The organism is Granulicella tundricola MP5ACTX9, from assembly GCF_000178975.2.
GTDB lineage: Bacteria > Acidobacteriota > Terriglobia > Terriglobales > Acidobacteriaceae > Edaphobacter > Edaphobacter tundricola.
Map to the genome: position 1 here is coordinate 77,377 of NC_015064.1, position 21,623 is coordinate 98,999.

The 21,623-nt window shown below is 56.3% G+C and carries 19 protein-coding genes, 1 tRNA gene and 1 pseudogene; 19 read left to right on the top strand and 2 right to left on the bottom strand.

Going from position 1 to position 21,623, the window contains the following annotated elements:
* The first annotated feature begins 150 nt into the window (after positions 1–150).
* The 12 genes from ACIX9_RS00325 to ACIX9_RS00380 all read left to right on the top strand — a co-directional run bounded on the left by ACIX9_RS00325 (position 151) and on the right by ACIX9_RS00380 (position 14,080).
* On the top strand, positions 151–1,089 hold the full coding sequence (locus ACIX9_RS00325) for a cytochrome c3 family protein (RefSeq protein ID WP_013578486.1): 939 nt from the start codon (positions 151–153) through the stop codon (positions 1,087–1,089).
* Between the two features lie 26 nt (positions 1,090–1,115).
* Positions 1,116–4,301 (top strand): TAT-variant-translocated molybdopterin oxidoreductase, encoded by a 3,186-nt coding sequence (locus ACIX9_RS00330; RefSeq protein WP_232298757.1) that lies wholly within the window; start codon positions 1,116–1,118, stop codon positions 4,299–4,301.
* On the top strand, positions 4,302–5,744 hold the full coding sequence (nrfD, locus tag ACIX9_RS00335; RefSeq protein WP_013578488.1) for an NrfD/PsrC family molybdoenzyme membrane anchor subunit: 1,443 nt from the start codon (positions 4,302–4,304) through the stop codon (positions 5,742–5,744).
* Positions 5,744–6,286, top strand: coding sequence for a DUF3341 domain-containing protein (locus ACIX9_RS00340; protein ID WP_013578489.1), 543 nt, complete (start codon positions 5,744–5,746; stop codon positions 6,284–6,286). Before nrfD ends, ACIX9_RS00340 begins: the two co-directional genes overlap by 1 nt.
* 7 nt (positions 6,287–6,293) lie before the next feature.
* On the top strand, positions 6,294–7,145 hold the full coding sequence (locus ACIX9_RS00345; protein ID WP_013578490.1) for a c-type cytochrome: 852 nt from the start codon (positions 6,294–6,296) through the stop codon (positions 7,143–7,145).
* A 67-nt stretch (positions 7,146–7,212) separates the two neighbouring features.
* On the top strand, positions 7,213–8,547 hold the full coding sequence (locus ACIX9_RS00350) for a hypothetical protein (RefSeq protein ID WP_013578491.1): 1,335 nt from the start codon (positions 7,213–7,215) through the stop codon (positions 8,545–8,547).
* The gene (locus ACIX9_RS00355) at positions 8,537–9,250 is read left to right on the top strand and encodes a hypothetical protein (RefSeq protein ID WP_013578492.1); all 714 of its coding nucleotides are present in this window, start codon (positions 8,537–8,539) and stop codon (positions 9,248–9,250) included. Before ACIX9_RS00350 ends, ACIX9_RS00355 begins: the two co-directional genes overlap by 11 nt.
* 53 nt (positions 9,251–9,303) lie before the next feature.
* Positions 9,304–10,227, top strand: a complete 924-nt coding sequence (locus ACIX9_RS00360; RefSeq protein ID WP_013578493.1) for an SCO family protein — start codon at positions 9,304–9,306, stop codon at positions 10,225–10,227.
* A 2-nt stretch (positions 10,228–10,229) separates the two neighbouring features.
* Entirely contained in the window at positions 10,230–11,273 is a 1,044-nt protein-coding gene (gene coxB, locus ACIX9_RS00365) for a cytochrome c oxidase subunit II (RefSeq protein ID WP_013578494.1), read from the top strand.
* A complete protein-coding gene (ctaD, locus tag ACIX9_RS00370) occupies positions 11,270–12,943 on the top strand; it encodes a cytochrome c oxidase subunit I (RefSeq protein WP_013578495.1) in 1,674 nt (557 codons plus the stop codon). Before coxB ends, ctaD begins: the two co-directional genes overlap by 4 nt.
* Positions 12,936–13,712: a cytochrome c oxidase subunit 3 family protein gene (locus ACIX9_RS00375; protein WP_013578496.1), complete on the top strand. Its 777-nt coding sequence runs from the start codon at positions 12,936–12,938 to the stop codon at positions 13,710–13,712. The genes ctaD and ACIX9_RS00375 overlap by 8 nt, the downstream gene beginning before the upstream one ends.
* Positions 13,713–13,744: 32 nt before the next feature.
* Complete coding sequence (locus ACIX9_RS00380; RefSeq protein ID WP_013578497.1) at positions 13,745–14,080, top strand: cytochrome C oxidase subunit IV family protein; 336 nt, start codon at positions 13,745–13,747, stop codon at positions 14,078–14,080.
* A gap of 79 nt (positions 14,081–14,159) precedes the next feature.
* Here ACIX9_RS00380 and ACIX9_RS00385 read toward each other — a convergent pair whose 3' ends face one another.
* Positions 14,160–15,434: an ABC transporter permease gene (locus ACIX9_RS00385; RefSeq protein ID WP_013578498.1), complete on the bottom strand. Its 1,275-nt coding sequence runs from the start codon at positions 15,432–15,434 to the stop codon at positions 14,160–14,162.
* A gap of 78 nt (positions 15,435–15,512) precedes the next feature.
* On the opposite strand from ACIX9_RS00385, the gene ACIX9_RS00390 reads away from it, so the two are divergent.
* From ACIX9_RS00390 to ACIX9_RS00415, 6 genes are all read left to right on the top strand, one after another.
* Positions 15,513–15,600 (top strand) — tRNA-Ser (locus tag ACIX9_RS00390).
* Positions 15,601–15,730: 130 nt separating this feature from the next.
* Positions 15,731–16,987 carry a tyrosine-type recombinase/integrase gene (locus ACIX9_RS00395; RefSeq protein WP_013578499.1) on the top strand — a complete coding sequence of 419 codons (1,257 nt, stop codon included), beginning with the start codon at positions 15,731–15,733 and terminating at the stop codon, positions 16,985–16,987.
* Between the two features lie 198 nt (positions 16,988–17,185).
* On the top strand, positions 17,186–17,401 hold the full coding sequence (locus ACIX9_RS27585; protein WP_013578500.1) for a helix-turn-helix domain-containing protein: 216 nt from the start codon (positions 17,186–17,188) through the stop codon (positions 17,399–17,401).
* On the top strand, positions 17,398–17,694 hold the full coding sequence (locus ACIX9_RS00405) for a hypothetical protein (protein WP_013578501.1): 297 nt from the start codon (positions 17,398–17,400) through the stop codon (positions 17,692–17,694). The genes ACIX9_RS27585 and ACIX9_RS00405 overlap by 4 nt, the downstream gene beginning before the upstream one ends.
* Positions 17,691–18,878: a tyrosine-type recombinase/integrase gene (locus ACIX9_RS00410; RefSeq protein WP_013578502.1), complete on the top strand. Its 1,188-nt coding sequence runs from the start codon at positions 17,691–17,693 to the stop codon at positions 18,876–18,878. Before ACIX9_RS00405 ends, ACIX9_RS00410 begins: the two co-directional genes overlap by 4 nt.
* 111 nt (positions 18,879–18,989) lie before the next feature.
* Entirely contained in the window at positions 18,990–20,144 is a 1,155-nt protein-coding gene (locus ACIX9_RS00415) for a tyrosine-type recombinase/integrase (RefSeq protein ID WP_232298841.1), read from the top strand.
* A 131-nt stretch (positions 20,145–20,275) separates the two neighbouring features.
* Here ACIX9_RS00415 and ACIX9_RS25490 read toward each other — a convergent pair.
* A pseudogene (locus ACIX9_RS25490) lies at positions 20,276–20,519 on the bottom strand (transposase); the annotation flags it as partial.
* Positions 20,520–20,685: 166 nt separating this feature from the next.
* On the opposite strand from ACIX9_RS25490, the gene ACIX9_RS00425 reads away from it, so the two are divergent.
* A complete protein-coding gene (locus ACIX9_RS00425) occupies positions 20,686–21,600 on the top strand; it encodes a tyrosine-type recombinase/integrase (protein ID WP_013578504.1) in 915 nt (304 codons plus the stop codon).
* Positions 21,601–21,623: the final 23 nt, after the last annotated feature.

Below are 21,623 nucleotides of genomic sequence, written 5' to 3' on the forward strand. Positions count from 1 at the left end.
CGAGTGAGGCTTAGGCCGAAGCTCACCCCAAAATGCACGCATCGATGCTTTAGCACCATGCATCACAGCAGGCACGAGCAAACTTTAGAGCAGCCGGTACACCGATAGAAGGCGTACAAGGCTTAGACGCAGAGGAAGCAGGAAGCACTCATGGCGCAAGTTTTTGACCGCAGTTCGAACGCGCTGGCCCGGGCGAGCCTTGTGCTCACCGGCCTCATCGTCATCGCGCTCGGCGTTGGCCTGAATTCGCTGCAGCGTTCCCCGTGGGTAACGCGGCAGGGTCAGCGGCCCGATCAGCCGGTTCCGTTCAGCCACAAGCACCACGTGGAAGGCCTTGGCCTGCAGTGTCAGTACTGCCACACGTCGGTTGAGAAATCGAGCTACGCGGGAATTCCGCCCACCAAGACCTGCATCAACTGCCATGCGCAGATCTGGACCAATGCGGAGCTCCTTGAGCCGGTTCGTCACAGCTGGGCAACGGGTGAATCCATCAACTGGATTCGCGTTCACGATCTGCCGGACTACGTGTACTTCAATCACGAGATCCATGTGAACAAGGGCATCGGCTGCGCAAGCTGTCATGGCCGGGTCGATGAGATGCCCCTCATGTACCAGGAGAACTCGCTCCAGATGGAGTGGTGCCTGAACTGCCACCGCAACCCAAGCGTCAATCTCCGGCCCACCAGCGAGATCTACAACATGGCCTGGGGCGGACCGACCAGCGACAAGCCGGTCTGGTGCGCGGAGACCAAGAACACGGTTCGCACCGATGTTCCCACGGCTCAGGGCGTCTCCTGTACCACCAAGGACCCAAGCGGCAACGGACCTGAGATCGCATCGTTGCAGGAGCTTTCAGTTCGACCCAGAAGCATGGGTAAAGCAGCAGCCGGTTCGGGTACTGAGCAAGATCCTCATGCGAGCAGTCCTGGGGTGACAGCATCTGACGCCCCGCCCGCCGACCTTCTCCCGGCCGGTGCCCTGAACTACAAGAAGTTCACGACACAGAACGACCTGGGTCATTACCTGAACGGGATGTACCACATACGTGGCGGAAACGAGCTTTCGAGCTGCGAGGTATGCCACCGATGAGCAACGGAATGGAACCGCTGGAGATCATGGCGAACACAGAGTCAATGGAAGCCCATCAGGGATCGAGTGTTGCGACCGAGGCAGTTCAGGTCGTAACCTCCATCACGCCCGCCCCGGCTGCGAAGATGACCCTCGCCGCCGTCCAGGCGAAGCTTGCCGGACAGACGGGTAAGCGCTTCTGGAAGAATCTGGAAGAGCTCTCCGCAACGCAGGAGTTCAACGACATGCTGGGCGAGGAGTTTCCCCGCCAGGCTGGTGAATGGACCGATGCGGTCAGCCGTCGCGGCTTCCTGAAGGTCATGGGCGCGTCGTTCGCGCTTGCGGGCCTTTCCGGATGCACCAAGCAGCCCGATGAGCCGATCTATCCCTATGTGAAGCAGCCGGAGGACCTCGTCCTCGGCCGCCCGATGTACTTTGCGACTGCACATCCGTTCCCGACCGGCGCAATTCCCGTTCTGGTCAAGTCGGACGCCTTCCGCCCCATTAAGATCGAAGGCAACCCGGATCACCCGATGTCCAAGGGCAAGTCTGATGCGTACACTCAGGCCACCCTCCTCGACCTCTACGATCCGGACCGCTCCCATACTGTCCGCTTCCGTGGGCAGGACGGCGAGTTCGGCAAGTTCCAGGATTCTTTGCTGAAAGCCGTCAAGGCATCCCAGGGACAGGGAGTCTACTTCCTGAGCGAGACGATCACCTCTCCGACCCTGGCCACACAATGGAAGTCCGTTCAGGCCGCATACCCCGGAACGAAGCTCATCCAGTGGGAGCCGATCAACCAGGACTCCTCCCGTGCAGCCTCCAAGGCGGCGTTCGGAAGCTATACCGACGCTCAGTACAAACTTGAGGACGCGGACGTTATCCTTTCGCTGGATGCTGACTTCCTCGGTGGCATCGCTCACCCTGGTTTCCTGCCGCTAGCCTCCGCGTATGCGGAACGTCATCGCTTTGAAAAAGACAAGACCATGAACCGCCTGTACGTCGTCGAGAGCATGCCGACGGTCACAGGCTTCAAGGCCGAGCACAGACTGGCCCTCAAGCCCAGCGAGATTGCAGTCTTCGCAGAAGCCCTGGCCAGCGGCGGCAGCGGCAGCTTCTCGAACCCGGATGCATCCGTATTCCTGACCAAGCTGCTCGCGGACCTGAAGGCCTCCGGCGGCAAGGGCGTCGTCATTCCTGGTGAAGGCGCTTCGGCTGCTGTTCATGCGGCCGCTTACAAGCTGAATGCAAGCCTCGGAGCCGTAGGCAAGACCGTCATCTATACCGAGACTGTCAACCCCCTGCCGACCGAGCAACTCGCAGACCTCAAGTCCCTCGTTGCCGATATGAACGCCGGTAAGGTTCAGTTCCTGGTCCTGCTTGGCGTCAACCCGCTCTACACGGCACCAAAAGATCTGAACTTCGCAGACGCGCTAGGCAAGGTCACAACCACCGCCAGCCTCAGCACCCATGTGGATGAGACTGCCAGCATCACCACTTGGCATATCAATAAAACCCACTACCTCGAGAGCTGGACGGATGCGCGGACGTACGACGGAACAATCACGGTGATTCAGCCCATGATCGCTCCGCTCTACGACGGCAAAAGCTCCCACGATATCATCCAGGGTCTCCTCGAGAATCCGCAGAACTCCGCTTACGATGCGGTCGTCGCGAACGCGAAGACATACATCAAGGGAGATTTCCCCACAGCTTGGCGCAAGACGCTGCATGACGGCTGGGTTGAAGGAACGGCATTTGCGGCGACTTCCAAGACGCCCAGTGCCGGGACTGCTACACCTTCAGCGCCAGCCACGGCTACCGCTGGTCTCGAGATCGCGTTCAAGCACGATCCTTCCATCTACGACGGTCGTTACGCAAACGTCGGCTGGTTGCAGGAGTTGCCGAAGCAGGTCACCAGCCTCAGCTGGGACAACGCTGCTCTGGTCAGCCTGAATACCCAGCAGAAGCTCGGTATTGCTGAGAACGATGCGGTCGAGATCGAGCTGAACGGACGCAAGGTTGTCGCACCGATCCTGATGGTTCCTGGCCACCCGGACGATGTTGTCACGGTTTATCTCGGACATGGCCGCAGTGAGGCAGGCCGTGTTGGTTCGGGTGTCGGCTTCGACGCCTACACACTCCGCACAAGCGATGCCCCTCTCGTAGCTTTTGGCGCGCAGATCACGCGCGGCAAGGGAACCTACGATCTTTGCGTCACCAAGGTTCACTCCATCGAGCACCGCGGCACCTACGCGCAGCATGACTTGGAGCAGTCACTCGACGACAAGAAGGGTACCTACTCCCTGCCGGGCCACGAAGCGGAAGAGCGCGGTATCATCCGCTATGCAACCGTCACCGAAGCCAAGGCGAATCCTGACTTTGCACATGATGGCAACGTCAGCGGCACCAAGGTCAATAAGGTTGGATACGGTCCTGAAGGCGAGAAGCCGGAGCATGACAACTCCTTCTTCCCGGATGCTTGGAAGTACGATCATCCCGACCAGTCCACCCTCCGGGTACAGAATGCCTGGGGCATGTCGATCGATCTCAACAGTTGCATCGGCTGCAACGCCTGCATCGTAAGCTGCTACGCGGAGAACAATATTCCCGTCGTCGGACGTGAGCAGGTCAAGGTCGGACGCAACATGCAGTGGCTCCGCATCGATACCTACTTCGAAGGCGATCTCCATGCACCTAAGGCTCACTTTCAGCCCATGGCATGCCAGCACTGCGAGAATGCAGGTTGCGAGCAGGTCTGCCCGGTCGGCGCGACGGTGCATACGCCCGAAGGCATCAACACGATGGTCTATAACCGTTGCGTTGGAACCCGCTACTGCTCGAACAACTGCCCGTATAAGGTTCGCCGCTTCAACTTCCTCCTGTACTCGGACTACGATACGGAGAGCTTGAAGTTCATGCGTAACCCTGACGTCTCGGTCCGTTCGCGCGGTGTCATGGAGAAATGCAGCTACTGCATCCAGCGCATCGAAGCGGTCAAGATCGAAGCGGACAAGGACAATCGCGCCATCAAAGACGGCGATATCGTCACGGCTTGCCAGCAGGCTTGCCCCACCGATGCGATCATCTTCGGCAACCAGAACGATCCAACAAGCAAGGTCGCAAAGCGTAAAGCGGAAGAGCGCGACTATCAGGTGTTGGCGGATCTCAACTTCCGGCCCCGTACCTCGTACATGGCAGGCGTCATCAACCCGAACCCGGAGCTGGCATAGATGGCTACTAAGGGACCTATCCACGATCCAGTGCTTGACCCGATGATCGACCCGATAACGGGCGAATACGCGGTCATCGCACCTGGTCACAACTTCAAGTCGGTCACGCAGAAGATCGCGGGCATCGTGCTCACGTCGAACACGCCGATGGGCTGGTTCTTCGGCTTGCAGATCGGCGCGCTGGTCGCCCTTGGCGTGGTTGTCGGCATCACCTGGCTCTTCCTCAAGGGTGTCGGCATCTGGGGTGTCACCATCCCCGGCGCCTGGGGCTTTGCCATCATCAACTTCGTCTGGTGGATCGGTATCGGCCACGCCGGCACGTTGATCTCGGCCATCCTCCTGCTCTTCAAGCAGACCTGGCGTAACTCGATCAATCGCTTCGCAGAGGCGATGACCATCTTCGCCGTAGTCTGCGCGGGAACGTTTCCGCTCATTCACGTCGGCCGGCCTTGGCTTGCCTACTGGTTGTTCCCGTATCCCAACACGATGAACGTCTGGCCGCAGTTCCGTTCGCCGCTGGCCTGGGACGTCTTCGCGGTATCGACCTACGCCACGATCTCGATTGTGTTCTGGTACGTCGGAATGATTCCCGATTTCGGTACCCTGCGCGATCGCGCTACGATGCCCCTGGCAAAGTGGAGCTACGGTCTGCTTTCACTCGGTTGGCGCGGTTCGACCCGTCACTGGATTCGTTATGAGACGGCATCCCTCCTTCTGGCCGGTCTATCGACGCCTCTCGTGCTCTCCGTACACACGGTCATCAGCTTCGACTTCGCGGTCGCATCCCTCGCAGGCTGGCACACCACGATCTTCCCGCCATACTTCGTAGCGGGCGCCGTGTACTCCGGATTTGCGATGGTGCTGACCCTGGCCATTCCGCTCCGTAAGTTCTACCACTTGGAAGACTTCGTCACCCTCCGCCACCTCGACAACATGGCGAAGGTGATGATCGGGACCGGCGGAATCGTAGCCTACGGTTACGGCATGGAAGTCTTCATGAGCTGGTTCTCCGCCAGCCACTGGGAGTTCTTCATGATGTGGAACCGTATGTTCGGGCCGATGGGCTGGGGCTACTGGATTCTCATCCTGACCAACATTGCGATCCCTCTCACGACACTCTGGTCGCGCAAACTCCGCGTCAACGTTACTTATCTCTTCATTTTGTCGCTTATCGTCAACACCGGCATGTGGTTTGAGCGCTTCGTCATCGTTGTCACCAGCCTGTATCGTGACTATCTCCCCTCAAGCTGGGGAACCTATCGTGCGACCAAATGGGACTACATGATCTACGTCGGAACGATGGGCTTGTTCACGATGCTGTTCTTCCTCTTCGTCCGTTTCCTTCCCATGATTCCAATGTCTGAGGTTCGCATGATGCTGCCGCAGACCAAAGTGCGACCCACCGGCGAGGATGCCGAAGTCGTCATGAATGAGGCCCTCTAATGCCACCACGTGAAGGAGTCTACGGCTTTCTGGCCGAATTCAACACGCCAAGCGACCTCGTGCATGCAACCGAGATTGCGTACCGCGAAGGATATCGCCGGATGGAGTGCTATACCCCATATCCGGTCGAAGAAGCTGCTGAGGCGTTGCGCTTCCACAAGAATCGCGTACCGCTCTTCTGCCTGCTCGGTGGCGTCATGGGCCTCACTACTGCGTTTCTGATGCAGACGTGGATCAACACCCTTGCTTATCCGCTGAATATCGCAGGACGTCCGCTGGAGAGCTGGCCTGCCTTCATCATTCCAGCGTACGAGTGGACGATTCTCTTCGCAGGTCTGTCGGCCGCCTTCGGCATGATTGCCTCCTGCGGTCTGCCGCAGACCTATCATCCCGTCTTCAACGCGCCAAACTTTCGCAACGGCGCGACGACTGACAAGTTCTTTCTCTGCATCGAGGCCTTCGATCCAAAGTTTTCGCTTACCGATACCAGGCTCTTCCTCGAGCAGTTCCCCGCGGTCTCCGTGGTGGAGGTGGACCATTAATCCGACGTTGATCAATCCCGTACATCGTGCTTCCGCCGCGCTCGCCACCTTTGGGCTGCTCTTCGCCCTCGGCTGTCGGCAGGATATGCACAACCAGCCCAAGTTTGTTCCGCAACGAGGCACTGAATTCTTCGCGGATGGCCGGTCGGCACGTCCCCAGGTTGACAATACCGTCGCCCGTGGCCAGCTGCACGAAGATACCTACTTCTATACCGGTATGCAGAACGGTCAGGAAGGCAACGCGATGCCGTTCCCGGTCACGATGGATGTCATGGCCCGCGGCCAGGAACGCTACAACATCTACTGCACTCCCTGCCACTCGCGTGTCGGCAACGGCGCAGGGATGATTGTGGAGCGTGGATACTCGCAAGCTGGAAACTTCCATACCGCCCGCCTTCAGGCAGCGCCGCTGGGCCACTTTTTCAACGTGATCTCGAACGGGTACGGAGCGATGCCGGACTATGCGGCGCAACTCACACCCGAGGATCGCTGGGCAGTCGTCGCGTACATCAAGGCACTCCAGCTGAGCCAGAACGCCGATCAGGGTTCCGTTGCAGCCGGACAGCATGTCGAGCGCCTCAGTGATATCGCAGAGCGGGAAGGCCTGCCTGCCACTTTTGTCAGTGAATGGACAACGCCTGCAACCGCCGTCACCGGGACACCGAACGGCCAGCCATATGTTCTGAGTCTCGATCAGATGGGTAGTGCAGGTGGCGGTTCGGCACAGCACCCGGCTCAGGCCGTCGCCTCCAAGGCACCCACCAGTCCGGGGGCCAACCCCGTCGCAAGTGGTGTACCTCACGGCCAGACCAGCACGGGCTACCCCATGACCCCTACATCCCCCGGCCATCCTGAATAGGAAGCCGTCTGAAGCTCAAGCAACTGATTTGTTCGACTAACTCGATTTCAACGAAGGCCTGAAAAGCATGTCATCTGGATACGTACAACACGAGGCTGATCACGGACACGGCCACCACGGGCCGAAGGTATTGCCCGAAAAGCTGAACTCGCCCGAGGTTCTCACCGTCTGGCGGACCCGTGCGCTGATGATTGCGGTCATCGCTGCAGTCATCTCACTGGTCTTCCTGTTTGTCCCCGGCGGAAAGTCGCACATGCTGCGAGCCTATTTGCTTGGCTTCATGATCTGCTTCTCCTTTGCCGGCGGTGGACTTGTCCTGCTTATGCTGCAGTATGTCACCGGCGGTAAATGGGGTCTGCTCCTGCGCCGTCCGCTCGAGGCGATGACCCGCACCATCGGACTCGTGGCTCTCTTTATCCTGCCAATCGGCTTCTTCATGAAGCACCTCTACCAGTGGGCGCGCTATCCCAGCATCGCTGACGAACGTAATGCTCTGGCCCACGGCTGGATCGACAAGGAGCAGGCCTGGACTGACATCTCCAAGCACGCAATGTTCAATCCGACCAGCGCCATCATCCAGACGATTGTCGTCTTCGCCGTGCTCGGCACCTTGACCTACATTCTGAACAAGTGGTCGCTTGAGCGTGACGCAGATCCTGCCGCCGGAAGCATTGCAAGCTATGACCGCTGGCGCGTCCGTTTTGAGAACCTCTGCGGTCCAGGAATCTTCATCTACGTTGTCTGCCTGACCGATGCTGCCTTGCTTTGGATCATGTCGCTTGACGTTACCTGGTACTCCTCAATCTGGGGGCTCAAGTTCCTGGTCGGCCAGGGCTACGCAGTACTCGCACTTGGTATCTTGACTGTCGTCAAGCTCTCCAAGACAGAGCCCATGAAGACGCTGCTGCGCACCACCGAGCAGCACGACCTCGGCAAGTTCATCTTTGCCTTCGTCATGTTGAACATCTACCTGACCTTCGCCGAATTCCTGATCATCTGGTCCGGCAACGTGCCGGACGAGATTCCCTGGTACTTGAGCCGCATCCGCGGTGACTGGTGGTGGATCTGCACGCTCGACTTCGTCTGCCACTGGTTGATCCCGTTCTGCCTCCTTCTCTCGCGTGATCTCAAGCGGAGCAAGAAGCGCCTCACCGCGATCGTCAGCTTCATGCTGCTGGCCCGTTGCATCGATATGTTCTGGATTATCGAGCCCAACTTCAAGGACGCCGCAAGCAACCTGCATCTCGCGGGGAACTTCGGAATCCTGGCCTATCTCACCGTGCCGGTCTGTGTCATCGCTCTGTGGTGGGCCTACTACTGCACCCAGCTGATGAGCCGTCCCCTGGTCAACGTCAACGATCCTCACCTTGAGGAGATTCTGGAGCCTGAACATGCCCATTAACGACGGCAAGATCAATGCGGGTGAGCATGCCCCACCGAAAGGCGATATCGTCAACCATCCAGACAGTGGTCCGGAGAGCGTCAAACTCGGTTACGAGACCACCGACGTCAATGCCGGAGGGGTTGCAGTCTTCCTCGCGGGTCTCTTTGGCTTCGTCTTGATCTTCTTTGCCTTTTGCTTCCTCATGGGTAAGACCATCAATACAGCCCTTGAGAAGCAGGACGGTCCGGTCGATAAATGGCACAACCAGAACACGATCTTCGAAGGCGCGCTGGCGAACGGCGGCAAGCGCGAAGATCTGAAGAGCAATGCTGCCATTCAGCAACAGCAGTTGCAGCAGATGACAGCAGCCTTTCCTGGTCCCCGTCTTCAGACCGATGACGGCAATCAGGACACGGCGGATCTCCACGCGCGCGAGGATCTCCTGCTGGATCACTACAGCACAACCGCCGGCGAGCAAGGCATCCGGATTCCCATCGATCGCGCCATGCTGCTCGTCGTTCAGAAGGGTCTTCCAGTGACAGCAGCCGCTCAGTCCGGGCAGGAGTTGGCAGGCGATCACAAGCCCGTAGTTCTGGTTCCTTTGACGAGCGGCTTCGCTCGGACCGGCTACGAACTTGACACCATCGAAGCCCGGGCTCAGAAGATGAGCTTCGCCAAAGAGGAAGAGTCCAGCCACGCAGAGTTGAAGCCCATCCGTTAGACGCACCGCTTTTGATACCCCTCAGGGGCATAACATAGAGGAAGAGACGAGAGATGCCGAAGAGCCTTACAACCCGGAAAAGCTGGTGGATGGGAGTCCTATCCGCCGCGCTCCTCGCTGGCTTCAGCGCCGGGCTGTCCGCTCAGGTCTCCTCATATGGGGATAAGGAAACCGGTCAGAATACCGGGGACCAACTTCCCCAGGTTCTGCAAAAAGTCGCCGTCACGCAGCACCTCAACCAGGCCCTCCCGGCCGGTGCGGAGTTTGTCGATGAAACGGGAAAGACGGTCCACCTCTCCGATTACTTCGGACATCGGCCCGCGCTGCTTTCTCTCGTTTACTTCAACTGCCCCATGCTCTGTTCTGAAGAGTTGGACGGCATGACCTCGGCGCTGGAGATGGTCAAGCTGACACCGGGGAAAGACTTCGATGTCATCATCATCAGCATCGACCCGAGCGACACGCCAGAGGCCGCGGCAAAGAAGAAAGCTTTCTACCTCAAGCGTTATGGCCGGCCCGAGACCGCGGCAGGCTGGCACTTTCTGACCGGCCAGCGCCCCGCGATCGATGCGGTGACAAGCGCGACCGGCTTCGGCTACGTGCGGGTACCAGGCCCGGACGGAAAACTCACTCAGTTCGCCCATGCCAGCTCGCTTGAGGTTGTCACCACCGATGGCAAGCTCGCTCAGTACTATCTCGGAGTGGAATACTCACCCAAGGATGTTCTTCTGGGTTTGATCGAAGCTTCGGGTAATAAGATCGGTTCACCGGTCGCAAACATTTTGACGTACTGCTACCACTACGATCCGCAAACAAACAAACACTCCCTGATTGTGGCGCGTGTGGTGCAGTTTGGTGGGATGGTGACGATGGCGTCGCTGGGTGGGTTTATGTTTCTTATGTTCCGCCGGGATTTGAAGCTCGGAAGGGAACATGATCTAACCGGGTCGGACACCGAGAAAACGGATAAAGGGTAACGATGCATATCAGTCCAGTTTTGTGGCAATTTTTGACGAAGTGGCTCGCGGCCTCCGCCCTGTTCCCGCGGGAAGCCTCCACGATCGCGCCGTACGCGGACGCGCTCTACTTCTTTCTGATCGGTATGACGATCTTCGGCCTCATCCTGGTCGGAGTACTCGTCTTCGGCTTCTCGATCCGTTACCGCGCATCTCGTAGCCCTGTGGCTACCCAGGTTGAAGGATCGACGCTGCTGGAAGCGACATGGACGATCATCCCCCTCGCAATCTTCCTCGTTACGTTCGTCTGGGGAGCCCTGCTCTACTTCCGGATCTACAATCCGCCCGCCAATGCGATGAACATCTACATCGTCGGCAAACAGTGGATGTGGAAGGCTGAGCATCCTGGCGGGCAGCACGAGATCAACAATCTCCATGTCCCGACAGGCCGACCTGTTCAGCTCACGATGATCTCGCAGGACGTCTTCCACAGCTTCTCCATCCCTGACTTCCGCGTCAAGCGTGAGGTGATTCCAGGACGTTATTCCACCGTCTGGTTTCAGGCGACAGATCCGGGCACCTATCACATCTTCTGCACTCAGTACTGTGGAACGAAGCACTCCGGAATGATCGGTGAAGTTACCGTACTCACGCCTGCCGACTACCAGAAGTGGACCGAACAGTCGACGAGCGGCATGAGCCTTGCCCAAAACGGAGAGCGTCTCTTCGCAAGCATGGGTTGCAATGCCTGCCATTCAGGAACGGCCGCCGCCCGCGGACCAAACCTGGCCGGTGTCTATGGTTCGAAGCTCACCCTGACCAATGGATCGCAAGTCCTGGTCAACGACGCTTATCTTCGCGACGCAATTCTTAACCCGTCACAGCACGTCACAGCGGGATACGCGCCGATTATGCCGACCTACCAGGGGCAGATCAGCGAAGACGGTTTGATCGACCTGGTGGAGTACATCAAGAATCAGAACAGCAACTATCGTAACCAGCAGACGCTGGGTACGTCACAGTCGGACCTTGCGGCGCCCACAACGCCGGGGATGGTGAAGCAATGAGCGCAGCCTCTTCCACGATCGTCAATCTCCCAGACCAGCGCACGGCTACGTTGCCAAAGCGCAACTACCTCAACAATGAGCACGGGTTGATGAGCTGGTTGCTGACCGGCGATCATAAGCGCATCGCGATGCTTTACCTCATCTCGATCACCTTCTTCTTCTTTATAGGAGGAGCCTTCGCTGGTCTGATTCGCCTTGAACTTCTGACGCCTCAGCCTGACCTCGTGGCCTCCGATACGTATAACAAGTTCTTCACCATGCACGGCATCATCATGATCTTCCTGTTTCTGGTCCCCTCCGTTCCGGCGACCCTCGGGAATTTCCTGATTCCGATTATGCTTGGCGCAAAAGATCTGGCTTTCCCGAAGATCAACCTGCTCAGCTGGTATCTCTACATGGCCGGCGGCACCTTCACCCTCGCGGCCCTGGTGCTCGGCGGCGTTGACACCGGTTGGACCTTCACGACCCCCCTCTCGACGCACTACCTCAACACCCATGTAGTGACGGCAGCCACCGCAATCTTCATTGCAGGTTTCAGCTCCATCTTTACGGGTCTCAACTTCATCGTGACGATTCACCGTATGCGCGCACCGGGTATGACCTGGTTCCGCATGCCGCTCTTCGTCTGGTCGAACTATGCTGCGTCAATTCTGATGGTTCTCGGAACTCCGGTTCTTGCCATCGCAATCGTTCTGGTCGCGCTGGAACGGCTCATCGGAATCGGTGTCTTTGACCCCACCAAGGGTGGCGACCCTCTCCTCTTTCAACATCTCTTCTGGTTCTACTCGCATCCTGCCGTTTACATCATGATCCTTCCCGGTATGGGTGTGATCTCAGAGGTGATCTCCACCTTTAGCCGTAAGCGCGTCTTCGGTTACACGGCCGTTGCCTTCTCTTCGGTAGCGATCGCCCTCTTCGGCTTCTTCGTATGGGCGCACCACATGTTCATCATGGGCGTCTCGAACTACTCGGCCCTGGTCTTCTCGCTTCTGACCATGCTCGTTGCAGTCCCATCCGCAATCAAGATCTTCAACTGGGCCTTCACACTCCAAAAGGGCTCCATCACCTTCGAGACCCCGATGCTTTATGCCTTCGGCTTCCTTGGGCTATTCACCATTGGTGGTCTGACGGGTGTGTTTCTCGGTTCGCTGGGAATGGATATTCACCTGACAGAGACGTACTTCATCGTGGCCCACTTCCACTTTGTCATGGTGGGCGGGATGCTGATGGCGTTCCTCGCAGGAATTCACTTCTGGTGGCCGAAGATGACGGGCCGTATGTATCCGGAGTCGATGTCCAAACTTGCGGCCGTCACCACCTTCATCGGTTTCAACCTGACCTTCCTGCCCCAGTTCATCCTCGGCTACCTGGGCATGCCGCGCCGTTATCACGCTTACCCCCCCGAGTTCCAGGTTCTCAACGTCCTCTCCACCGCTGGAGCAACCGTCCTCGGCGTGGGCTATCTTCTCCCAATGCTCTACCTCGCATGGTCGCTGAAGTACGGTGCCATTGCCGGTAACAATCCGTGGCAGGCTACTGGCCTCGAATGGCAGATCCAGTCTCCCCCGTTGACGGAGAACTTCATCGAGGTTCCGATCGTCGAACACGAAGCCTACGACTATGAATGGCTCGCAAACAAGACTGCAAATGAGGTGACGACCGTTGGCTAACACCGTCGAAGACGTTCATGGACACGCCGGGCTTGAGACGGATCACGGTCATCACGACCACGTCGCACTCCCTCAGCATCGCCACCACTTTGAGACGGAGGAGCAACAGCGCGAAGCCGTAAGCTTCGGAATGTGGCTCTTTCTGCTGACCGAAATCATGTTCTTCGGCGGCATGTTCTTCGCATACCTCCTCTACCGCAACTGGTACTACGACGCATTCGTTGCGGCCTCTAACACCCTTGTCATCGGGTGGGGTGCGCTCAACACCGTCATCCTCATCTCGTCCGGTTTCTGCATGGCCGTGGGCGTCTGGGCTGCTGAAGTCCGCAACCAGAAGATTCTGGTCCTTATGCTTTGGCTCACAACGATCTTTGGCATCGCCTTCCTGGGCGTCAAGGGGATCGAGTATACGGCCAAGTTCAAGGATCACCACGTACCGGGTGCCAGCTTCAACGTGAAGGAGTTTGTAAATCCTCCCATTGATGCGAATACGGGCAAACCGACCGAGAATCCGCTTCCTCCTGACATGGCACAGAAGACACAGATCTACTTCTTCCTGTACTTCGCCATGACCGGTATGCACGCCGTTCACATGATCATCGGTATCGTCATTCTTTTCTGGCTCATTGCGAGAGCGAACAAGGGTGAATTCAGCACGGGCTACGTAGCGCCCATTGAGAACTTCGGGCTTTACTGGCACTTTGTCGATATCGTCTGGCTCTTCTTGTTTCCGCTCCTCTATCTCATCAACCGTCACCCCCTGCACTAGCACCACATTGAATAAAAACAAGGGAGCAGACCGTGTCTCAAGCAAATGATGCATCGAACGTCAACAATCCGGAACACGTAGAACATCACATCGTTTCACCGCTACAGTACTCTTACGTCTTCGCCACACTGTTACTTTTCACCGCGATCACGGTGGGCGCTGCTTATGTTGAACTCGGGGTCTTCAACCCCATCGTGGCACTCGGTATCGCATCCTTCAAGGCTGTCGTGGTTATCCTGTTCTTCATGCACGTGAAGTATCAGTCGCGCCTCATCAAAATGACGGTCGGTGCGGGTTTCTTCACTTTTCTCGTCATGATCACGATGACACTGAGCGACTACATCAGCCGCGCTTGGGGTCTTTGGTAACTCCGGACACCCTGCAACAAAAATGCGGCCTACGGGCCGCATTTCTATTGCAGGATGAATCAGCTATTTTGTGCTGTGACTACTCGTATTTTAGCGTTTCCACCGGGTCCAACGCTGCAGCCCTGTTGGAAGGAAGAGTACCAAAGATAACGCCGACCAGAACCGAAGTAGACAGGGCAATCAACACTGATAGCCAGTCAAAGGGGAGCTTGAAGGGCGTAAGAAAGGTGACGCTGAGCGGCACGGCAATCCCGCAAGCGCATCCCACGATGCCGCCTGCAAGAGAGAGAAAGACAGCTTCCGTAAGGAATTGAAGCCGAATCTCCCGATTCGTTGCACCGAGGGCCTTGCGAATCCCAATCTCACGAGTTCTGGCCTGCACATTCGCGAGCATCGAATTCATGATGCCTACGCCTGACACGATGAGGGTAAAGCCCGCAGCAAGCGTCAGGACGACAGTCAGGATATTTGCAATCTTGGACATCGTAGCCAGAATATCGGTCAGCGTCTGCGCCTTGTAAACACTGGTTGGACGATGGCGGCTCTGGATGATCTCCGTAATCCGTTTCGCCGCCGGCTCAACCTCGCTGGAGTCCTTCATGCTGAAGAAGATCTCCTTCAGGGTCTCGGTTCCCTCGAAGTACCGAGCCACCTCGTATGGGGTTAGGAGCGTGCGGTCGCTAATCTCAGAAGTTCCAAAGGTATCGATGCTCTCCGTGAAGATGCCGATGACGGTGAAGGGGATTCCGGTCACGGTGATCGTGCTTCCCACGCCTGCCTGGGTGCTGCCGTATAGCTCTTTGGCCAGTGGTGCGACCATGACGACAACGTTGGCGTGTGTCGTTGCATCCTGATCGTCGAAGAAGCGTCCGGCGATGAGTTTTAGATTGCGAACCTGTCTATATTGGGGACTCACGCCGAGCAGCATGGCGTTTTTCGTTACGCCGTTTCCGATGCTGATATTGTTGTGGTATTCCAGCATAGGCGAGCTCGCCACGATGCCGGGAACCTGCTCGATGACGGCGCGCATATCGTCGCGGGTCATGAAATCAGGGGTGCTGACGTTGTTTGGCCCCATGACTTCGCCGCCGGCGTACTGCATCTCCACCTTGTTTGGACCCAGGCCGGAGATGGTATCCAAGGCGTATTGCTTGCCCGTAAGTCCGACGGTTACAACAAGGATGATGGAAGCAGAACCGATAACCATGCCCAGCATGGTGAGCAGAAACCGGAATTTGCTGGCCCGGAAGCTGTCGATGGCGAGCGAGATAATTTCACGGAAGGCGATGGTTGTGGTCGCGCTGGCGAGAGTTTTATCGAAGCTGGTGGACCGTTGGTTGTTTTCAGTTGCCATAATTCCTGTTAATTCGATTCAATCCAGTATCGCAGCGGTGCACTGTTTCCTGCTAACCTTTGTATATCCGCAGCTTGCGGAGGGATGTGTGAGTGGTTGAAACAGACGGTCTTGAAAACCGTTTTACCGCAAGGTAACGGGGGTTCGAATCCCTCTCCCTCCGCCATAGACTTCTAAGTCTTGTGGAATCAACAGTGGAATTTGGCTGGTTACACTCCGTGTGACACATTTGCCAATTTCCATTTCATAATGCTGGTCGAACGCTCCTTTCGGGTACTAGCCCTTAAGGAGTTCTTGTGAAGGCACCCAAAGTTCGTCTCTACATTCGCATCCGTCGCCCAGACGGAAGCACCAGCTACCTAGATCCCGCGTGGAATGCCAATCGCACCCTACGAAGGGGCTACGCCACCGTGGACGGAAAATCTGTTGGATACCCAAACGGCTCCTACTACCTGCGCTACCTGAGCGCCGGAAAGCGGCTATGGGAATCGGTGGGACCTGATCCGGATGGTGCGCTCGTTGCGCTACGGAACAAAGAGCATGACCTGCAGGCATTGGCTCTCGGAAGACCGCCTTCAGGTAAAGCGTCGAGTACGGAAGTACAAGCCCAGCTGGAAGTCGCGACATCAGCCTCAATATCGTTGGATCAAGCCGTGGCGGACTACCTCGAGGAGATCCGGCGCTTTCGTGCGCCGAAGACGCTTGCTGGCTGTAAGCACACGCTCAAGCTCCTGCAGCGAGGTCTGCCGAACAAAATGCTGAAAGACATCACTCGCAAAGAGCTTCTCAACCACATGTCCTCTCTCAAGGACCAAGGCCTGAGCAACAGAACAGCTCACAACCACGTCAAGCGGATCCTGACCTTTCTCCGTAGCCAGGGTGTCGTGGGACTGCTGCGGGCAACTGACATCCCACGATATGAAGAAAGAGATGCACAGGCTTACAAACCCGAACAATTAGCGCTATTGCTCGCCGCAGCCGACCCGGAGGAACGTATCGTTTTCGAATTTTTTCTCGGCACCGGTCTCCGTGAACAGGAAGTCATGTACACAACCTGGAAGAACATCAACTTCAAGGATAAGGTTGTCGACGTTCGATCGAAGCCTGAGCTTGGGTTCCATATCAAGGACAAGGAGGAGCGCTCGGTTCCGGTGCCAGAGTGGCTGATTGCAAAGCTGATCGAGCGAAAGAAGCAAAGTTCATCCATGCTGGTGTTCCCAAGCTCAATCGGTAAAGCTAATGGTCACTTTCTTCGGGTACTTCAAAAGCTCGCGTATCGCGCAGGACTTAACTGCGGTGAGTGTGTGACAAAGAGCGAAAAGAGCTGTGCCAACCACCCGGTATGTACCGAATGGGGACTCCACAAGTTCCGAAAGACCTTCGCTACTCTCCACAGCGAAGCTGGCGTATCGGTGCGAACGATTCAAAAATGGTGCGGGCATTCGTCCCTATCGTGCACCCTTAAGTATCTAGCTGCAGCTGATTTGCGGTCTGAGCGAACTCGTAATCAGGTTAACGCGAGCTTCGCGATGCTCAATTTGGGGGCAGCGTGATCGACGTTGTTTGGTTAGCGATAACCCCTTTCAGGTTCACGAAGTCGATCATCAGACGTCTTCGCCATGAGGAGCTGACGAGCGTCGTTCCGCAACAAAAACAAATCCAAATATTCGGCCATAATTCCGGGCCGACCATCCATTCGGGTATTAGCCAACAGGTGTTCTTGTATCGAGCACCTGGAGAAGAGCTAAACGATGGACTTGATAGAACAGCTACGGCAGCGCAACACCTTCTTGAGTACTTTGGAGACCATGGATCTCCTCGACATGTCACGTGGAACCTTGTGCGAATGGGTGAGGGCTGGGCGGATCAGCGCAGTCCGTAAGGGAAACGCTTATCTCTTTGATCCTCGTCGGTTAGCAGACTGGCTTGCGGAACGGACCACCAACATGGGGCGGAGGAAGGCATGAGCGATCTCCTCTTCGCCCAGCTAGCACATGACCATGTGAACAGCGAAAGGGATGACCCCGTCGCACCCTGCGGGGAATGCGGAGTCAGCAAGGAACGAATCCGGGCTAAGCGGCTGATGACTAGGGACCAAGTAAACAAGTATCTCGCTCTATCGCACGAGCAGGTTCAATCACTCATCAATACGCGACAGATCACCGTGATTCGGCTGAAGGGAGAGGTCCGCTTCGATTCAAAGGAACTGGACATCCTGATCGAAACCTACAAGCAAACGGCCCAGAGGAGGGCACGATGAAAGGTCTAGTAAAAGCCAATGCACACCTGGCCCGAAGCGGCACCGACTATCAGACCAAACGTATTGCAGAGGTGACCGTCCAGTGTAGTTGTGGATGCGGTCAAGATTTTCAGCGTCCCAGCGGAGCCGTCAATGCTCATGGACCAAACTACATCTCCCTGGAACACATGGGCAGGCATCGGACCCAGATCTACCTCGAGGACATGTGTGGTTCTTTCCTCAGCGTGATCAAAGAATACCTCGACGGCTTCTGTCGGCAACACTACAAGAATCAAGGAACGATTCGTGCGGCAGTCTGCCCGTTCATTCTTTTCCTGAATGAACGAGGAATTACCGATCTGGAGAACGTGACTCCAAAGACGGTAACGGAATTCATCTCTTGGGCAACAGAGGTTGACTATAAGAGTAGTCCTCAACACATTTCAGTGCTGAACGGCTTCTTCAAGTGGGCACTTCGCCACGGCCATCGCAAATCGGGCTCTCCGGTTATCGCTAAATTTCATGGCAAGAAACGTGCACAACACCTTCCTCGCCCGTACACCGCGGAAGAGATGACTATAATCTGGGCTCTAGCAGAAGAGCGCGGGAACAGTCGTCTTCGAGCGATCATTGCAATCGGTGAAGAATCGGGACTGCGCCTCGGTGAGATCTGTCGTTTGAGGGAAGAGGACGTCGACCTCGTGGGCCACCGCTTGTTTGTCCGTTTGCCAAACAAGACCGACTGCGAACGGTGGGCTCCCTTTTCGGATAAAACGGCCCGGTACATTCTGGAATGGAGGTCCGAGAGAGATGATAAGTGTGGCCACGACTTCCTATTCCACAACTCATTGGGAGATCCGCCTCGCGCAGACACGATGCACAGGGAACTGTGCCGTACCTTCTGCAAGATTCACGGCGGCACGCAAGTCAATCCCAGTGGTCTGGACGAATGGTCAACACACCGACTCCGCCACACGATGGCCAGTAGGTTGGCATCCGGGGGTGCGTCCTTCCCCACCATTATGGCAGCTGGGGGATGGAAGTCGCCTTCCTCGATGATGCATTACACCAAGGTGGATGCAGACCAGGCCCGCCATGGCTATGACCAGGCGATGCGCCGGGCGGAGGAGAAATCGAAGACGGGCCGTTCTAAGCATATCCTCAGCCCTGGCGATTTCCTTGCAGCGTATGGCGAAAATGCTTAAGGGCTCTAACAAAATAATGTAGAACCCAATATCAGGATCTGAATGCCGGTTGGGTATTAGCCCTTAGGGTCATCGCTGTATTAGCGACCTAAGGGGGATGTCTTGAAAAACGTGTTACCAAGACCGGCAACGGCTCGAGGTCAGAAAGTACAACTCGCATGTGACTGCGGATGCGGGACGATCTTTTCTCGTTATCGCAATAAAATTCGCTTCAAGAGCAATTTTGTGAATGTCAAGCACAAAGGAGAATTCCAGCGGCGCAAGTATCTCCAAGATCATTGCGGACCGTACCTGGGGCTAGTTTCCGAGTATCTCGAAGGTGTAGCGAAGCTCAGGTACCGTAATGTGGGTTTAGTGCGCAAGTTGCTTTGTCCGTTCTTTCGATTCCTATGGGAGCGCGGCATCGTATCGCTCAAGGATGTGGTGCCTGCGACTGTGACAGCATTTCAGGTTTGGGCAAGAGAAAATGGCTTCGCAAGTGCTGCAACCGATACGTCAGCTCTTTCGGTCTTCTTCCAATGGCTGATCGTTGAAGAGCGTTACTTCGAAGACAGTCCCGTCATCCCTGCTATTCACGGCAAACGGAAGAGGGCCCGTACCGGCCGACCATATTCGCAAGAAGACATTAGTCAGATCCGCCAATTGCTTGATGTCAGAGGGAATGAGCGCCTCCGTGCCTTTTTTGAGATCGCGAACGAGTCAGGGTTGAGGAAGAGCGAGATCTACCGTCTTCGCCTCGAAGATCTGGTGATTGAGCAGCGATCGCTTAAGGTAGGCTTGCCGAACAAATCTATGACCGAACGGCTAGCTTTCTTCGGTGATCGCGCCTCCTGCCGAATTTTGGAATGGCTCTCCGTCCGTAAGCCGGACTGTGGGCACGGGTTCCTCTTCCACAACCACTATGGCGCACCTCTTCTCCGGAATACAACCCAGGAAGAATTTAAGAGGATTCTGTGCAAGATGTACAGAGGGCGAATGGCGCATGAAACTGGCCTCGAAACATTCTCAATTCACAGGCTGAGGCACACATTGGCCTCGAAGCTCGCCAGTAACGGCGCAGACGCTAACACGCTTATGAACGTACTGGGGTGGGTCTCGCCCTCTTCTCTGGAGAGTTACACGCGGCTTTCTGAGGAAGCCAAGGTTCAAGGGTTCGTCTGGGCATCCGAACGGGCGGAGCAGCAACTCAAGAACGGAACCGGAAAACGCACCCTGACCGCCGAGGAGTTTCTGAATGGGGTGCCCGATCTTTGTGCAGTTGGATGAGTTAGTTTATCGCAGCTTCTTCTGAGTTCAAGTAGCCGCCGTCAGGGGTGTGAAGAAGTGGGAAGCGCGTAGCGGTTTCCACTTCTCCATGCCCATGTCGTTTGTCAGCCGTGCCTCGGGCGCCGGTGATCTGTAAGGTTCGCAACCAGACGCTTTAGCTTTGTGTTCTCCTGCTCCTGCTCCAGCTCCTTCAGCCGCTTCGCCTGGTCTACCTGCAACCCGTCGTACTCCTTGCGCCAACGGAAGTACGTCTGCTCCGCAATCCCCAGCTTCCTTACACGCCAGAGCCGTCGTCTTCCCGTTCGCTACAACCACTTCGACCTGACGCAACAGATTTACAACCTGCTCAGGTTGATACTTCTTCCCTCGTCCCATACGCCCTCCTTGTCCAGGGTCTCTCTTATCTACTGGCACATTTCAAGCCGGGCACTCCAATCAATCTACGAAGTCTGGAACGTTGCGTGTAATCGAATTTACACGCAACGTTATGTTAAACTCAAGAAACACGCCGGTTTTGATAACATTGGGGAGACAATAATTAATGAACTTTGAACCGTTTCTGGAGTTCTACAAGAACATAAAGAAGGTCAGTGACGACACCCTCGCAGCATATCGGAGTGATCTTAAGCACTTCGGCTTATTCCTTGCGACCGAGCATGTTGACCGGATCACCCAGATAGATCACGCGTTGATCGCGAAATTCATCACTTACATGAAGATCTCGGGTAAGGGTAAAGGCGGAAAGGTAGGGCTCTCTGATGCCACCATCGCCAGACGGCTCGCTGCCGTATCTTCGTTTTTCGACTACACCCGTGCGACAACAGGACGCAAACTGCATAATCCCATCGAGGACTTCTCCAACAGGTGGAAGCGAAACAACAAGCCGAAGCCGGTCGAAGAGGTAGTGCTGGAGAAGCTCCTTTCTGCGATCACCTCTCCACGCGATAGGGTACTGATCAACCTCTTCCTGGCTACAGGACTCCGATTAGGAGAGATGGAGCAGTTGAATCGGGACACTATCGTGATTGAGCAACATAAGGGAAATGGGCCCAACGAGTGCTTCGTGATCGGCACGGGTGAGGTAGAGGGCAAAGGAGGTAAGATTCGGACGTTCATGGTGAGTCAGCAGGCTTTGATACCCTACGCACGTTACGTGAATGGTCGAAAGGACGACCACCCAGCTCTCTTCATCTCGGAGCGGAAGCAGCGCATGTCAGAGAGAGCGATGCAGGAGCGTTTGGCACATTGGTGCAAAGTCGCAGGAGTATCCCACACAAACGTGCACCGATTACGTCATACCTACGGAACTCGCTTGGTGAACGCTGGAATGGACATTCTGCAGCTGAAAGAGCTTATGGGTCACTCTTCGGTCGCAACCACGCTGAACTACGCGAAAATCATGGACACCACCCTCGCTCGTGGCTACCACGCAGCCATGGAGTTTGTGAACGGCTAGGCTGGTGGTCGTGATGTAAGTAC

Coding starts and splice junctions, on each gene's coding strand:
- coxB (WP_013578494.1), top strand. CDS start 10,230: ATGCATATCAGTCCAGTTTTGTGGCAATTTTTGACGAAGTGGCTCGCG.
- ACIX9_RS00410 (WP_013578502.1), top strand. CDS start 17,691: ATGAAAGGTCTAGTAAAAGCCAATGCACACCTGGCCCGAAGCGGCACC.
- ACIX9_RS00425 (WP_013578504.1), top strand. CDS start 20,686: ATGAACTTTGAACCGTTTCTGGAGTTCTACAAGAACATAAAGAAGGTC.
- ACIX9_RS00360 (WP_013578493.1), top strand. CDS start 9,304: ATGCCGAAGAGCCTTACAACCCGGAAAAGCTGGTGGATGGGAGTCCTA.
- ACIX9_RS00325 (WP_013578486.1), top strand. CDS start 151: ATGGCGCAAGTTTTTGACCGCAGTTCGAACGCGCTGGCCCGGGCGAGC.
- ACIX9_RS00330 (WP_232298757.1), top strand. CDS start 1,116: ATGGCGAACACAGAGTCAATGGAAGCCCATCAGGGATCGAGTGTTGCG.
- ACIX9_RS00355 (WP_013578492.1), top strand. CDS start 8,537: ATGCCCATTAACGACGGCAAGATCAATGCGGGTGAGCATGCCCCACCG.
- ACIX9_RS00385 (WP_013578498.1), bottom strand. CDS start 15,434: ATGGCAACTGAAAACAACCAACGGTCCACCAGCTTCGATAAAACTCTC.
- ACIX9_RS00405 (WP_013578501.1), top strand. CDS start 17,398: ATGAGCGATCTCCTCTTCGCCCAGCTAGCACATGACCATGTGAACAGC.
- ACIX9_RS00350 (WP_013578491.1), top strand. CDS start 7,213: ATGTCATCTGGATACGTACAACACGAGGCTGATCACGGACACGGCCAC.
- ACIX9_RS00340 (WP_013578489.1), top strand. CDS start 5,744: ATGCCACCACGTGAAGGAGTCTACGGCTTTCTGGCCGAATTCAACACG.
- ACIX9_RS27585 (WP_013578500.1), top strand. CDS start 17,186: ATGGACTTGATAGAACAGCTACGGCAGCGCAACACCTTCTTGAGTACT.
- nrfD (WP_013578488.1), top strand. CDS start 4,302: ATGGCTACTAAGGGACCTATCCACGATCCAGTGCTTGACCCGATGATC.
- ctaD (WP_013578495.1), top strand. CDS start 11,270: ATGAGCGCAGCCTCTTCCACGATCGTCAATCTCCCAGACCAGCGCACG.